We start from the raw sequence: 13,854 nt of genomic DNA on the forward strand, positions 1-13,854 counted from the left end.
ATGCTAACTCGTGTGGTGTTTAACCAAAAAGGCGGTGTAGGGAAATCAAGTATTACTGTAAATTTGGCTGCGATTAGTGCCAAACATGGCTTCAGGACCTTGGTTATCGATCTTGATCCTCAAGCCAACTCTAGCCAATACCTTTTAGGCGAAGAAGCAACATACGCTGCTGATAAAGCCGTTTTAGAACCAAATATTGAAAACTTCTTTGAAGATGTGCTGGGGAATAATCAACAAAAAGGCTTAATTGGTAATGCACTAGGCTCAATTTTAAAAGCGCCTCGTAACAAAGATCTCGACAGTTTTGTGCACTCTACATCTTTTGCAAAATTAGATGTACTTCCAGCAAGTCCTACGCTTGGCGCACTTGAGCACGCGCTTGAAAGCAAGCATAAAATTTATAAGTTGCGTGATTCTATTCAAAGCTTAATTGGACGCTATGACCGTATTTATATCGATACACCGCCGGCCTTTAACTTTTTCACGTTGTCTGCCTTAATTGCAGCAGATAAGGTCCTGATTCCTTTCGACTGTGATGTGTTTTCAAAGCGTGCGTTACAAACATTGATTGAAAATGTTCTCGAAACGCAAGATGATCATAATGATCGCTTGGAAATTGAAGGAATTGTGGTGAATCAGTTCCAATCCCAAGCAAAATTACCGCGGGAAGTGGTTCAGCAGTTAAAAGATGAAGGCTTACCTGTGCTTAATAGCATGTTACCGCCTTCGATTTTAATGAAAGAATCACATCAGAAAAATTTACCTTTGGCTCACTTGGCGCCAGAACATAAATTGACTCAGTCTTATGAGGCATTGTTCAGCGAAATTGAACCAAAAAGATAAGAGAAAAATGATGAAAGGCTTATATATTGTGCCTTTGGCAGCAGCCACTTTACTATTGGGCGCTTGTGCCACGACGGTAAAACCGACTTATGTGTCTCCGACACAGTATCAATCTTTGAGTTGTCAACAACTGCAAAGTGAATATAACCGCATTCAACAATATATCGACAATGGTGTACAGACTCCAAAAAGTACAGGTATGGGTGTTGGCGTTGGACTTGGTGGTGGCTGGGGACGCGGCGGTTGGGGTTTTGGTCCATCCATCTCTGTCAACATGGGGCAATCTTCTTCAACCAAGAACACCGAACTTTCACGTGTAATGGGTCAACAAGAAGCCATTGTTCAGGCTGCTCAGTTTAAAAATTGTCCAATTATTGTTCGTAAAAAGGCGAATTAATAATCAATTTTGCATCACAATATGCTAGTCAAAGCATATTGTGATGATTAAAGTTTAGCAAAATGTTTCATAATAAAATAAATATAAATCAATCGCTTGTTGAAAATAAAACTCTAAATTAGCTGTGTTTTTTATAGTCAAAAATACTCTCTAAACTTGCTATATTTTGCCTATTTCGTTTAAGGTGGCCGCATCTTTACCAATGTGGAAACTTTATGATTGAAAGCTGGTTTTTTGTATTAGCAATGTTGGCTGTGTTGCTTATCCCGGGTCCGACAAATGCACTACTTGCAACCGCTGCTCACTCACAAGGTTTATCTAAAACATTCTGGCTTATTCCAATGCAATGGTTGGGTTATGCCTATGGGATTAGCTTTTGGGCTGTCTTTATTCATTTAGCAGCTCCAGTTTGGCCTGCGCTACTGCTCATTTTGCATATTACCAGTGTGTTGTATGTGTTCTGGATGGCATTTCGTTTATGGAAAACTACGCATTTACAGCAGTTTAGTCAGAACCACCGTAATATTCGCCCACGTCAGTTATTCTTCTCTACTTTAAAAAATCCTAAGTCCTTACTGTTTGCAGCTGGTATTTTTCCTGCCGAAACATGGAATTCGCCTGAAAATTTTCTTATGGTCTTTGCGGCTTTTACTTTGACGCTTATTCCTGCAGCGAGTTTCTGGATGGTTTTTGGACGTGCTTTATTGACAGGTTCAATGCAAAAAATAAAAGCCGATCATTTATATAAAGGATCGGCTATGTTACTCATTTTATGTATGCTTCCAGTGGTATTCCGTTTCTTCTGAATGAAGCTTTAAACGTTGGCTTTACGGTTTTTTAACTTCTCACGTATAAAGCCGATAATACCCGGTAGAACACTAATAATAATGATGCCGAAAATAAGGTGGGTAAAGTTATCTTTAACGATTGGCATATTTCCAAATAGATAACCTAGGGTTACAAAAGAAGCTACCCAACAGAGTGCCCCAATCAAGTTATAAGTTAGGAAAAACTTATAATTCATACTACCGGCGCCAGCAACAAAAGGGGCGAAGGTACGGGCAAATGGAATGAATCGAGCAAAAATAATTGTTTTGCCACCATGGCGGGCAAAGAATTCTTGAGTTTTCGTTAAATGCTGTTTGTTAATGAGACGGGAATTCATTTCAAACACACGTGGACCGATAAAACGTCCAATATGATAGTTCACTGTGTCGCCTAGAACAGCTGCAAGGAAGAGTAGAGTACCCAACAACCATGGATCCATCTTACCTGTAGACGCGGCTAAAGCACCTGCTGCAAATAATAAACTATCGCCCGGCAAGAACGGCATAACCACTAGACCAGTTTCGACAAAAATAATTAAAAATAAAATGCCATAAATCCAGGTCCCGTAATTTGTAATAAATTCGGCCAGATGCTGGTCAACGTGTAGAATAAAATCAAGAAGTTCCATGAGATAACTAAGTGGTAAACCGTGCTCAAATCGTAGCAGTGAGCCTATAGAAAGTCAGTATAAAACATCAAAAATATACAAATTGATCATTCTATTTGTGCAACGATATATATGGATTTTGTATATTTAATTATCAATGTCCCAAACCTAGAATAAGTTCATCAACAAATAAGCATTTAAATAAAGGTGGCTGTATGTTTAATCCAAATGTGGTGGTCAAAAATATCGTAACGCAACCAGGCGCGGACAGTTTTATTAGCCTTGTTGCTCGTGTACTTATTGCGTATATCTTCCTTGTTGCTGGCTGGGGGAAAATTACTGGTTATGCAGCAACTGTAGGGTATATGGAAGCGATGGGTGTTCCAGGTGGAATTCTACCATTAGTCATTTTGGTTGAGTTCGGTGGTGGTTTAGCATTGTTATTTGGTTTCCAAGCGCGTTTTGCAGCTTTTGGTCTTGGGATCTTTAGCATCTTAACTGCGTTCTTATTTCACCAAGGTGGGGCTGATGCAGCAGCACAATATAACAATGGCATCCACTTTATGAAAAATCTTGCAATGGCAGGTGGTTTATTCTTCTTGATGCTTCACGGTGCTGGACGTATTAGCCTCGACCATGCAATTGAAAAATAATATCTAAAGCAAAATAAAAACCGGATGATCAATTCATCCGGTTTTTTTATATTTAAAAATTAGAGCATAAACTGGATTTGTAATTCCCCAACAACAAAACCAAGTACTGCACCTACTGCAATGAGTGCCCACTCATCTTCTTTGAACGCAGGACGTAACATGCCTTCAAATTCGGATGGTGTTAATTTTTGCATACGTTCAATTAAAGTACTGCGAATATTCATCGCATCTTCTGCATAAGACTCGACATATTTCATGGTCTCTGGTAGCTGTTGCATAATACGTTCTGCAACCTGTGTTTTCATATTCTGGTATTTTTCTCCACCAATTGCATAAACAACAAGTGGGCGAATCACACCTGCTTGCATATCAATTTCCTGTTTAACATGGCGGTTAACCAACTCAATTACACGTGCAGAGTGAGTACCAGAAAACAACTCTTCCATCATATGACGTGAAGTTAAAAGCTGTTTGGAAATTAAGGCTGCATAGTCAGCTGCTACTTCATTTTGACGTTTAATAAATAGACCTTGCCATGTGTAGCCCAATATCTTTTTCGGATAGAGTGGTCTAAACATCATTTGTAGCGCAATCCAGTCACTAAAGAATCCTACAAATCCGCCAAACATCGGCAGCATCCAAGGGTATTTGCCTTGCGTGATAATCCAGCACAACATTTGGATTACACCAATACCAAAACCGAATACAAAGCCAACATTACTGAAAAATTTGAATTCTTGTTTGCCTACACGTTTAAAAATATTGTTGAGTAGACGTTTGTCTTTAAGCAAGTTGCTAATCACTAAATGCTTAATATCAAAATATCGATTTACGTCACGTTGCACTTCACTCATGATGTGCTCGACTATTTCCGGTGCTTTTGATTGCACTCTACGGATCAATCTTTGACGGGCAAACTCAGGCATACCTTCCCATAAACCGGGTTGATACTCTTGCGCGACTTCACGCGTAATATCTTCTGCTGCTGCCATTAATGGTTTTTCAATTTCTTTGGCAATACGCTTTGGGTCAAGACGAGCAAAAATTTCTTCGGGCTTAATCAGCTTGGCTGTCATGAGTTCAACAGCAATGGTTGCCATTTTTTCAGCTTTACGAGGCACGATACCTTGCCAGCCAAAAAACGGTTTAATACCTTTAAATTCAAGTGGTGAGAACATCATTTGAATGGCAATCACTTTAGTGACATAGCCAATTAAACCACTCATGAAAGGAATAGAGACATACAACCAAAAATGTTGCTGGAAATCTGCAATCATACTTTGAAGCATTGTTGTTCCTTAGATTTCTATTGATTTTGATATGGGGCAACAAGCCATAAAAACGGATAACTGTTTAAGGACAGACAAATATCGCTAATGGTATTTACCTTTCCATGGTAATGCCTGTTTTATCGGGTCATCTTAACATCAAATTCACAACGATGTTGCATAGAATGTGATGAATTTATCAATGTGTATGAAGTTTTTAAGGGGTATGCAGTATGTTGATAAATATCAATAAATTTTAATTTATATTGATCAATCCCAATATAGAAATGATTCTGATATGAAAAAAATAAGATATATGATGATTTGCGGTGCGCCGAAGCGTGAAAAATGTTAAAATGGCGCGCTTAATTCTTTTGCCATTTAGTGGTTTGTCATGACTACCAATACTCAAATTACTGAAGATCGTATCCTGATCCTGGATTTCGGCTCTCAATATAGTCAGCTCATTGCACGTCGTGTACGTGAAGCTGGTGTTTACTCTGAAATGTATGCCTTTGATATGTCTGAAGAAGACATTCGTGCTTTTAAGCCAAACGGTATCATTTTATCAGGTGGACCTGAGAGTGTGCATGAAGAGGGCAGCCCACGAGCACCGCAAGTGGTGTTTGAATTAGGCGTTCCAGTATTGGGTATTTGCTATGGTTTACAAACCATGTCTGAACAGTTAGGCGGTAAAGTTGAGCCGGGTACTGTACATGAGTTTGGTTATGCTGAAGTTGATATCGTTAAACGTGACCAACTTATTGGCAACTTACAAGATCGCGAAAACCAGTTACACGTTTGGATGAGCCACGGCGACAAAGTGAGCAAGATTCCAGAAGGTTTTACGATTACTGCAAGCACACCAAGCTGTCCAGTTGCTGCTGTAAGTGATGAAACGCGTCGTTTCTATGGCGTGCAATTCCACCCAGAAGTAACGCACACGGCAAAAGGTGAAGAGTTACTTGCAAACTTCGTTCATAAAATTTGTGGATGTGGTGGCCTTTGGACACCTGAACACATCATCGATTTACGTGTAGAACAATTACGCGAACAAATCGGTAATGAAAAAGTTCTTTTAGGTCTTTCAGGTGGTGTTGACTCATCTGTTGTTGCTGCGCTTTTACACAAAGCAATTGGCGACCAGTTAACATGTGTATTTGTTGATAACGGTTTACTTCGTTTAAACGAAGGTGACCAAGTGATGCAAATGTTTGCTGAAAACATGGGTATCCGTGTTATCCGTGCAGATGCTGAACAACGTTTCTTAACTGCATTGGCTGGTGAAGTTGATCCAGAGAAAAAGCGTAAAATCATTGGTCGTGAATTCATCGAAGTATTTGCTGAAGAAGCACGTAAACTTGATGGCGTGAAATTCTTGGCACAAGGTACGATTTACCCAGACGTAATCGAATCTGCTGCAAGCAAACAAGGTAAAGCACACGTTATTAAATCTCACCACAACGTAGGTGGTTTACCAGAAGATTTAGCATTTGAATTGGTAGAGCCTTTACGTGACTTGTTTAAAGACGAAGTACGTAAATTAGGTACTACACTTGGTTTGCCACACAGCATGATCTACCGTCATCCATTCCCGGGCCCTGGTTTAGGCGTTCGTATTTTGGGTGAAGTGAAAAAAGAGTATGCAGATATTCTTCGTCTTGCTGATGATATCTTTATGCAAGAGCTTCGCGACAGCGGGTGGTATGACAAAACAGCTCAAGCATTTGCTGTGTTCCAACCTGTTAAGTCAGTTGGTGTAGTAGGTGATGGTCGTCGTTATGCATGGGTGATTGCACTTCGTGCGGTTGAAACAGTTGACTTTATGACAGCTCGTTTTGCACATTTACCATACGAACTAGTTGATAAAATCTCAACCCGTATTATGAATGAAATTAAAGATGTATCACGTGTTGTATATGACGTGTCATCTAAACCACCAGCAACGATTGAGTGGGAATAATTAAATGAAAAGGCAGGATTTAATCCTGCCTTTTTTATGTCTATTGATAAAAGCATTATTTATGTTTATCGATATACTGGTGACTAGTAATAAAAAAAATACTTTGATTTGAACCAAAACGTTCTACTGATTTCTCAAAAACCATTCCAACACGTTCTAGTAATTTGATTGATGCTTTGTTCTGTGTTTGAGTTTCAGCTATTACTTTCTTAAGATTTAACTCATTAAATGAATAATTTAAAACAAATTCAAGTGCTTGAGTTGCATATCCATATCCCATATATTCTGGCAGCAATTCATACGATACTTCGATATCTGAGCCGTCATGATGAGTATCCAGAGATATAATTCCTAGAAAATTATGATCAGTAGAAGATCGAATTGCCCAAATAGGTAATTTACTTGGAGTATTAATATCAGTATGTGCTCGCGTTTGAGCTAGAGATACTTCCAGGGGTCCACCTAAATACTTTCTAGTCGTATCATTTGTATAAAGTCTAACTAAATTAGAGACATCTGCTAATGTTAAATCGCTTAAATAACACAAGTGCATATTATTTATGATTAAAAAGAAAAATTAACATATTACATTTTATAAGAAATTCATCCTAAATATTATTTTCTTTTGTCAGCTTAAACTTCTTCTCAGAAAACGAGCTAGTAAGATGCTTAAGCACTCTTTTTTATTGCTTAACTTTTAAAGCTAAAAATTAATCCTAATAAATATTAATACAATAGTTCGTATTCTATTACTTATACTTGATAAAAGATATATTAAGATATATCTTAATATGCATAAATTAAACATATTAGAGAATCTTTAAAGATGAAACAACAATCAGAACATCATCATACTGAGCACAATGAACATCACCACGGACATCACCGTTCAGGACGCCGTGGAAGACTTTTTGAAGCGGGACGTATGAAACTTCTGGTACTCCACCTTATTCAGCAAAGCCCTAAGCATGGTTATGAAATTATTAAAGAAATCAGTGATTTGGTGGGCGATGGCTATACACCAAGTGCGGGAACAATCTATCCGACTTTAACCAGTCTGGAAGAAATGAACCTCATTAACTTGTTAGACGTAGAGCGTAAGCAATATCAAATCACAGAATTTGGGAAAGCTTACTTAACTGAACAACAGGACAAACTAAGTGGGCTGTTAGAGAAATTGCGCTTAAGACGTGAAATTCACAGTAATGATCAATTAATTGAAATTCACCGCGCCATGGAAAACTTAAAGACGGCATTACGTTTGAAACTCAATACAACTGATTTGCAGCAAGACCAGATCTATCAAATTGCTGAAAAAATTGATCAGGCTGCGGTTGCAATCGGACGCCTATAAGTTGAGATACAACATGTTAGAGCTACAGCAAAAAATCAAAGAGGCGGGCCTAAAAGTTACTCATCCAAGACTTGCTGTTTTGTCTTTAATTCAGCAGCAAGCGGAAGATCTAACGGTCAAACAGATTTATCAAAAGCTATATACCCAAAAACAGAAGTTGAGTTTGGCGACGGTTTATCGGGTTGTCAGTGATTTGGTAGGAGCAGGTCTAATCTCAAATACTCAATTTCAACGAGGTGAAGCCAAATTTAATTTATCTGGCTTAGCCAACAATCAACTCCTACAAATTCATTGTGCAGAACTGACAGACGCCAAACAAGAACAATTTTTAGCCTGTTTGCAATCGGTATTTACTCAATTTCAAGTTGACTTGAAGCAGGTTGAAATTATCCAAAATCATTAATTTTTAATAGAGAATTTATATATGAAACAACATCAATATCACGTTACGGTACAGCATTTAAAAAATGCCAAAGGCGAAGTTTCTACCTATACGGAAAGACTTGAGTTCTATACTGGTAATCATGATGATATTTTTGAGATTGTTGAAAAGTTAAAGAATGCAGAATTTTTCGATGATCAAACCACAAAATCTTTTGCCGTTGGTTTAAAGTTATTTAGTGAAGTCATGTTGGAAAATCGGGACCATCCACTATTTGAAGAGTTCTTGCCACAATTTGGACAATTTATGAAAAACTTAAAACAACTTGTTAAAACTCAATCTTCTTAAAAAGTTATGTTATATACCTTTAATCATTTTCTATAAATAAAAAGTCGATTGTCTCATTGATAGCACCCTGTGTATTACTAAAAGACTATATTGAATAATGAGTGTATTGTTAAGATCAGTATAACGACTCATTGCAAAAGCATAGGTAAAAGAGAGTAATATCATGAGCAATAATAATGATTACGATATTTCTGATTCAAAGGATTGTGAGAAATTTGCCAATCAATTTATTCAGGAATTTCCAATTCGCTCTGCTGAAATTGGACAGGGGACAGTCATTAAGCGGGCTTTACCTAGCCGTCAAAAGCGTATGATTGGAGCATGGTGCTTTCTAGACCATGCAGGCCCAGTAACGTTTCCTGCAGGTAATGGTTTAGATGTAGGCCCACACCCGCATATTGGTTTGCAAACCTTCACGTGGATGATTGAAGGTACCATGATGCATACCGATAGTTTAGGTTCAAAGCAGTTAATTCGTCCTAAGCAAGTCAACTTGATGACAGCAGGGCATGGTATTTCTCATACTGAAGTTGCGCCTGATACAGAAACTCAAATGCACGCTGCACAGCTCTGGATTGCTTTACCTGACCATAAGCGCAATATGGATCCGAAATTTGAACATTATCCTGAGTTGCCTGTTGTTGAAAAAGACGGTTTAGAATTTACCGTGCTCGTGGGTGAATACTTGGCAACGACTTCTCCAGTTGTGGTGCATACACCGTTAGTAGGTGTGGACCTTATTGCTACCCAGGATACTAAGACACGTATTCCACTAAATCCTGAGTTTGAATATGGCTTCATGGCATTAGATGGCGTTGCTCATGTGAATGGTCATGAACTCACTGCTGACAATATGGTTGTATTGGATACTGGATTGAGTGAAATTGAGATTGAAATCAAAAAAGGTAACCGTGTGCTGTTAATTGGCGGTGAACCGTTTGAAACTCCAATTTTGCTATGGTGGAACTTTGTTGCACGTACTATGGATGATTTAAAAGAAGCACGTGAACAGTGGATTAATCATGATGTACGTTTTGGTGAAATTCCAGATTATGTTGGTGCACGTTTAGAGGCCCCAGTTCTTCCAGATCAAATGAGAGCATCAAAATGACAGTAGTAATCGCGAGTAGTAAGGCAAAACCTCTTGCTGAACAGTGGAAAGGTGAAATTACCAGTGGCCGTCATCAATATTTTTGTGATGAACCGGAAAAGTTAGAAGGTCATGATCAGGGGCCCGCACCCTATGATTTGCTGACTGGAAGTCTGGCAGCTTGCACACTCATTACATTAAGAATGTATGCAAAGCATAAAGAATATGATTTTGGTGAGTTCTCGGTTGAAATTGATTTTCATACCAATCGTGAGCATGAAGAACATATCGAGCGTCGTATTGTTTTTAAAGAGTTGCCAAACGAAGAGCTTCAACAGAAAATTTTAACGGTATGTAGTAAAACGCCAGTAACTAAAACTTTGTTACGTAGTTTAGACATTCATACTGTGCTTGTTACAGCATAAAAATGCTATTTTGTTGAGGTGGATGACTTTATATCCATCCCACAAATGGAATAAAACAGCATGTTCACATGCTGTTTTTTATGTAAAAAAGAAAAATAAAAGTAGGCAATAACATGATTAGTGTACACCACCTGGAATGTTCGCGATCGTTTCGGATTTTATGGGCTTTAGAAGAGTTAGGCTTAGATTATGATATTCATTATTATCAACGCTTACCCAACTACTCAGCACCGGAAACGCTGAAATGTATCCATCCGCTCGGTAAGGCGCCGATTTTGACAGATGATGAGCAAGTCATTGCAGAATCCGCTGTCATTTTAGAGTATTTGCAGCAGCGCTATGATCAAAAACAGCAATTTAAACCTAAGCAAGCTCAGGATTTACAGCAGTATATTTACTGGATGCACTATGCTGAAGGTTCACTTATGCCGTTATTAGTGATGACTTTGGTCATGAATAACGTGAACAAACATGTACCTTGGTTAATCCAACCTGTAGCAAAAAAAATCACAGAAGGGGTTAAAGCAAGTTTTGTTCGTCCACGTATGAAAGATCATATTAGTTTTTTAGAAAACTACTTGTCCGAACATGAATATTTTGCAGGGGATTTTTCATTTGCTGATATTCAAATGAGCTTTCCACTAGAAGCTCTTCAGTCCCGTTTACAAGGTAAATATCCGCATATTCAAGCCTTTTTACATCGTATTCAGCAGCGGCCAGCTTTTCAAAAAGCAAAACAAAAGAGTTTGGGTTCAAACGAAAGAAATTGTGCTGACATATAAAAGAAAAGGAACAAATATTTGTTCCTTTTTTATCACTCTTGCTTTATTTGCGTTTAATTACGATAGAGTCAATACCACTATGTTGTAATGTTTGCTGGGCTGCAAGCGCAGCATCTTGAGTATCATATGGACCAGAAATAACACGATACCAAGTCTTACCATTTTCAGAACTTTTGACTACATCGGCAGATAAGCCATTTAAAATAATTTCTGCACGACGAGCATCTGCTTGATCGGGATCTGTATAGCTACGGACTTGTAAAATGTAATTTGGTTGTTGAGGGGCAGCAGCTGTAGAGTCATCGCTATCAGTAGTAGCAACAGACTCAGATGCAGCAGGTTGTGCTGTACTAGGCGCCTCTACAATCATTGCTGTACCCTGATTTTTACTTTCAGGGATTGCTTGTTCCGGAATAGGTGTTACTTGTTGTTGAGGCAATAGATCATAAAAGCGATAGTCTTTATTGGTCTCTTCTTCTTTATAGTGATCAGACGTAATCTGATTTTTTGAAGAAACAGGTTGCCAAGGTTTCCACAGCATGAGCATTACCGCAATGCATAAGACGACTAAAATAGCGACAAGTGTCCCTAGCCATTTAGGGATTAAAGGCTTTTTAGGCTTATTAGGTCTTTCAGATACACCGCGTTGCGTTTTGCCAAACACGTGGATTATTCCTCTGTCTTTTGATTGTTTTCTTTCGAGTTTACTTTAAAACATCGCTCTGTAAGGTTTATATCATCACAAAGCGATGTCTTTTACAGCATGGCTGGATATGTAGTTCTACCAAATATCCAGCATTTATTTACATGGCTTCAGGTGCCGAAACACCAAGTAATTCTAAGCCATTACGCAATACTTGTTGTACATTGATTGAAAGTAATAAGCGTGCTTGTGTAAGTTCAGCATCATCACTTAAAACTTTGTGTTCATTGTACCAACCGTGGAATAGCGCAGCTAATTCCTTTAAGTAGTTACCTACTTGGTGTGGTTCATATGCATTAGCAGCACGTAATACAACGTCTGGATATGCAGCAAGTTTAGCAAGAATTTCAGTTTCTGCATCAAGTGATAAACGAGCAGCATGCGAACGAGCAGCATCTACTTCAAACTGTAAGCCAGTGCTTGCTGCTTTTTCTAACATACGGCAGATACGTGCATGAGCGTATTGAATATAATAAACCGCATTGTCTTTGCTTTGTGATACAGCAAGATCTAAGTCAAAGTCAATGTGTTGTTCGCTCTTACGCATTACATAGTAAAAACGAGCAGCATCGTTACCAACTTCTTTACGTAAGTCGCGTAAAGTTACGAATTGACCTGAACGAGATGACATTTGAACCATCTCACCACCGCGCCACAAACTTACGAACTGAACTAAAAGAACAGTCAATTTTTTCGAGTCATAACCCATCGCATCAATCGCAGCTTTTACGCGAGAGATATAGCCGTGGTGGTCAGAACCCCAAATATCAACAAGGTCAGTATAACCACGTTGTAATTTATTTAAGTGGTAAGCAATGTCAGAGGCAAAGTAAGTCGTTTGACCATTACGGCGCTTAACAACACGGTCTTTTTCATCGCCAAACTCAGTCGATTTAAACCAGATGTTGCCATCTTTTTCATAAAGGAAGCCACGTTGATCAAGTGTTTCTAAAGCTTCATCAATTTTTGCGCTAAGAGATGCTTCACTGAACCATTGATTGAAAGTTACGCCAAAGTCAGCAAGGTCATCTTTAATGTCATCTAAAATCGCATGAAGAGCGGCTTGATGGAAAACACGGTAGCCTTCACCTAATAATTGTTGTGAGTTGGCAATAAGACCATCAATGTGCTTTTCTTTGTCACCAGACAATACAACTTTATTGCCTTCGCTATCGAGTTCATCTGCATATTGCACGTCTTCTGGCACATCTTTATAGACGTCTGCTACATCACGAACATATGCATTGTTATCTTTGTCGATAATGCTTTGGGCAATCTCTTTAACGTAGTCGCCTTGATAAGCATTTTTTGGAAATACAAGGTCTTGGCCCAATAATTCTAAATAACGTAAATAGGTAGAAGTCGCCAAAATATCCATTTGACGGCCAGCATCATTTACATAGTATTCGCGATCAACTTTAGCACCTGTTGCTTCAAGCAAGTTTGCAACAGTCATACCATAAGCAGCACCACGGCCATGACCTACGTGTAGGCTAGATGTCGGGTTTGCAGAAACGAATTCAACTTGAATCTTTTTCGCTGCATTTGATTGGCTGCGGCCAAAGATTTCTTTTTGAGCTTGAATTTGATCAAGAATCGCAAAACGCTGGTCAGCATTTAAAAAGAAATTGATAAAACCAGGACCTGCGATTTCAGCTTTGCTGATATCTGCAACTTCTGGTAGAGCCGCAAGAATTTTTTCGGCTAAATCACGTGGTTTCATACCAGCAGCTTTAGAGCCGATCATGGCAATATTAGAAGCAAAGTCGCCATGGCTTCGGTCTTTGGTGCGCGTTAAATTGCTTGAATTATTCCAATCCGAAGGAAGCACGCCTTCTTGCTGAAGGGTTTGCACTGCATGGTCGAGAGCTGCTTGTATTGCCGTATTCATATCAATCGAAAATAGATGTCGCAGAAAAACGTCAAATATAGCAAATTTCCTATGAGTTGGGGGAGTGCATTTAACGCTTTCACTGAATTTCTTTCTTTTCATTCCCTGCAACTATTTTTTTTGTAAATATTGAAAAATAAGCCTAAGTAAATTCTCAAAGCACGTAAATATAGGCTTTTTAGACAATATTTTCTAAATTATAAGCTAGTAAAACACTTGGTATTTTTTATAAAAATGTAAGAGGCTGAAAAATTATAAGCTTCTAAGCCAAGTATAGTGTTAATAAAGAATGATTTTAAAAAACTTGTAAATCATAAGTA

The 13,854-nt window shown here is 38.5% G+C and carries 16 protein-coding genes; 11 read left to right on the plus strand and 5 right to left on the minus strand.

Features of this window, described 5'->3' with window-relative positions; genetic code table 11:
- The 3 genes from AC1PJ9_RS01600 to AC1PJ9_RS01610 all read left to right on the plus strand — a co-directional run bounded on the left by AC1PJ9_RS01600 (window position 1) and on the right by AC1PJ9_RS01610 (window position 2,046).
- Window positions 1-843, plus strand: coding sequence for a ParA family protein (locus AC1PJ9_RS01600; RefSeq protein ID WP_308965596.1), 843 nt, complete (start codon window positions 1-3; stop codon window positions 841-843).
- Between the two features lie 10 nt (window positions 844-853).
- Complete coding sequence (locus tag AC1PJ9_RS01605; RefSeq protein WP_193329928.1) at window positions 854-1,240, plus strand: hypothetical protein; 387 nt, start codon at window positions 854-856, stop codon at window positions 1,238-1,240.
- Window positions 1,241-1,455: 215 nt separating this feature from the next.
- The gene (locus tag AC1PJ9_RS01610) at window positions 1,456-2,046 is read left to right on the plus strand and encodes a LysE family translocator (protein WP_004705961.1); all 591 of its coding nucleotides are present in this window, start codon (window positions 1,456-1,458) and stop codon (window positions 2,044-2,046) included.
- A gap of 8 nt (window positions 2,047-2,054) precedes the next feature.
- On the opposite strand, the gene AC1PJ9_RS01615 is transcribed toward AC1PJ9_RS01610, so the two are convergent.
- Window positions 2,055-2,696, minus strand: coding sequence for a DedA family protein (locus AC1PJ9_RS01615; RefSeq protein ID WP_311087041.1), 642 nt, complete (start codon window positions 2,694-2,696; stop codon window positions 2,055-2,057).
- Window positions 2,697-2,890: 194 nt separating this feature from the next.
- Here AC1PJ9_RS01615 and AC1PJ9_RS01620 point away from each other — a divergent pair, with 194 nt between their 5' ends.
- Window positions 2,891-3,328, plus strand: coding sequence for a DoxX family protein (locus tag AC1PJ9_RS01620; RefSeq protein ID WP_311087042.1), 438 nt, complete (start codon window positions 2,891-2,893; stop codon window positions 3,326-3,328).
- 59 nt (window positions 3,329-3,387) lie between these two features.
- On the opposite strand, the gene AC1PJ9_RS01625 is transcribed toward AC1PJ9_RS01620, so the two are convergent.
- Window positions 3,388-4,605 carry a DUF445 domain-containing protein gene (locus tag AC1PJ9_RS01625; RefSeq protein ID WP_171057494.1) on the minus strand — a complete coding sequence of 406 codons (1,218 nt, stop codon included), beginning with the start codon at window positions 4,603-4,605 and terminating at the stop codon, window positions 3,388-3,390.
- Between the two features lie 385 nt (window positions 4,606-4,990).
- Here AC1PJ9_RS01625 and guaA point away from each other — a divergent pair, with 385 nt between their 5' ends.
- Window positions 4,991-6,559 carry a glutamine-hydrolyzing GMP synthase gene (guaA, locus tag AC1PJ9_RS01630; protein ID WP_263612691.1) on the plus strand — a complete coding sequence of 523 codons (1,569 nt, stop codon included), beginning with the start codon at window positions 4,991-4,993 and terminating at the stop codon, window positions 6,557-6,559.
- Between the two features lie 55 nt (window positions 6,560-6,614).
- Here the strand turns inward: guaA and AC1PJ9_RS01635 are convergent, their stop codons facing one another.
- Window positions 6,615-7,112, minus strand: coding sequence for a GNAT family N-acetyltransferase (locus AC1PJ9_RS01635; protein WP_031982545.1), 498 nt, complete (start codon window positions 7,110-7,112; stop codon window positions 6,615-6,617).
- 273 nt (window positions 7,113-7,385) lie between these two features.
- On the opposite strand from AC1PJ9_RS01635, the gene AC1PJ9_RS01640 reads away from it, so the two are divergent.
- The 6 genes from AC1PJ9_RS01640 (at window position 7,386) to AC1PJ9_RS01665 (ending at window position 10,940) form a co-directional block, all read left to right on the plus strand.
- Window positions 7,386-7,913, plus strand: coding sequence for a PadR family transcriptional regulator (locus tag AC1PJ9_RS01640; protein WP_311087043.1), 528 nt, complete (start codon window positions 7,386-7,388; stop codon window positions 7,911-7,913).
- Window positions 7,914-7,926: 13 nt separating this feature from the next.
- Complete coding sequence (locus AC1PJ9_RS01645; protein WP_215902375.1) at window positions 7,927-8,316, plus strand: Fur family transcriptional regulator; 390 nt, start codon at window positions 7,927-7,929, stop codon at window positions 8,314-8,316.
- 21 nt (window positions 8,317-8,337) lie between these two features.
- Window positions 8,338-8,643, plus strand: a complete 306-nt coding sequence (locus AC1PJ9_RS01650; protein ID WP_215902374.1) for a DUF3861 domain-containing protein — start codon at window positions 8,338-8,340, stop codon at window positions 8,641-8,643.
- 163 nt (window positions 8,644-8,806) lie between these two features.
- On the plus strand, window positions 8,807-9,754 hold the full coding sequence (locus AC1PJ9_RS01655; protein WP_022574375.1) for a pirin family protein: 948 nt from the start codon (window positions 8,807-8,809) through the stop codon (window positions 9,752-9,754).
- Window positions 9,751-10,158: an OsmC family protein gene (locus AC1PJ9_RS01660; RefSeq protein WP_022574376.1), complete on the plus strand. Its 408-nt coding sequence runs from the start codon at window positions 9,751-9,753 to the stop codon at window positions 10,156-10,158. Before AC1PJ9_RS01655 ends, AC1PJ9_RS01660 begins: the two co-directional genes overlap by 4 nt.
- A gap of 113 nt (window positions 10,159-10,271) precedes the next feature.
- Complete coding sequence (locus AC1PJ9_RS01665; protein ID WP_311087044.1) at window positions 10,272-10,940, plus strand: glutathione S-transferase; 669 nt, start codon at window positions 10,272-10,274, stop codon at window positions 10,938-10,940.
- A 43-nt stretch (window positions 10,941-10,983) separates the two neighbouring features.
- Here the strand turns inward: AC1PJ9_RS01665 and AC1PJ9_RS01670 are convergent, their stop codons facing one another.
- Together AC1PJ9_RS01670 and argS are read right to left on the minus strand one after the other, a co-directional pair.
- On the minus strand, window positions 10,984-11,604 hold the full coding sequence (locus AC1PJ9_RS01670) for an SPOR domain-containing protein (RefSeq protein ID WP_004705949.1): 621 nt from the start codon (window positions 11,602-11,604) through the stop codon (window positions 10,984-10,986).
- A 139-nt stretch (window positions 11,605-11,743) separates the two neighbouring features.
- Window positions 11,744-13,534 (minus strand): arginine--tRNA ligase, encoded by a 1,791-nt coding sequence (gene argS / locus AC1PJ9_RS01675; RefSeq protein WP_004705948.1) that lies wholly within the window; start codon window positions 13,532-13,534, stop codon window positions 11,744-11,746.
- Window positions 13,535-13,854 lie beyond the last annotated feature (320 nt).

The sequence above is a fragment of the Acinetobacter sp. 70_2 genome (assembly GCF_056736115.1).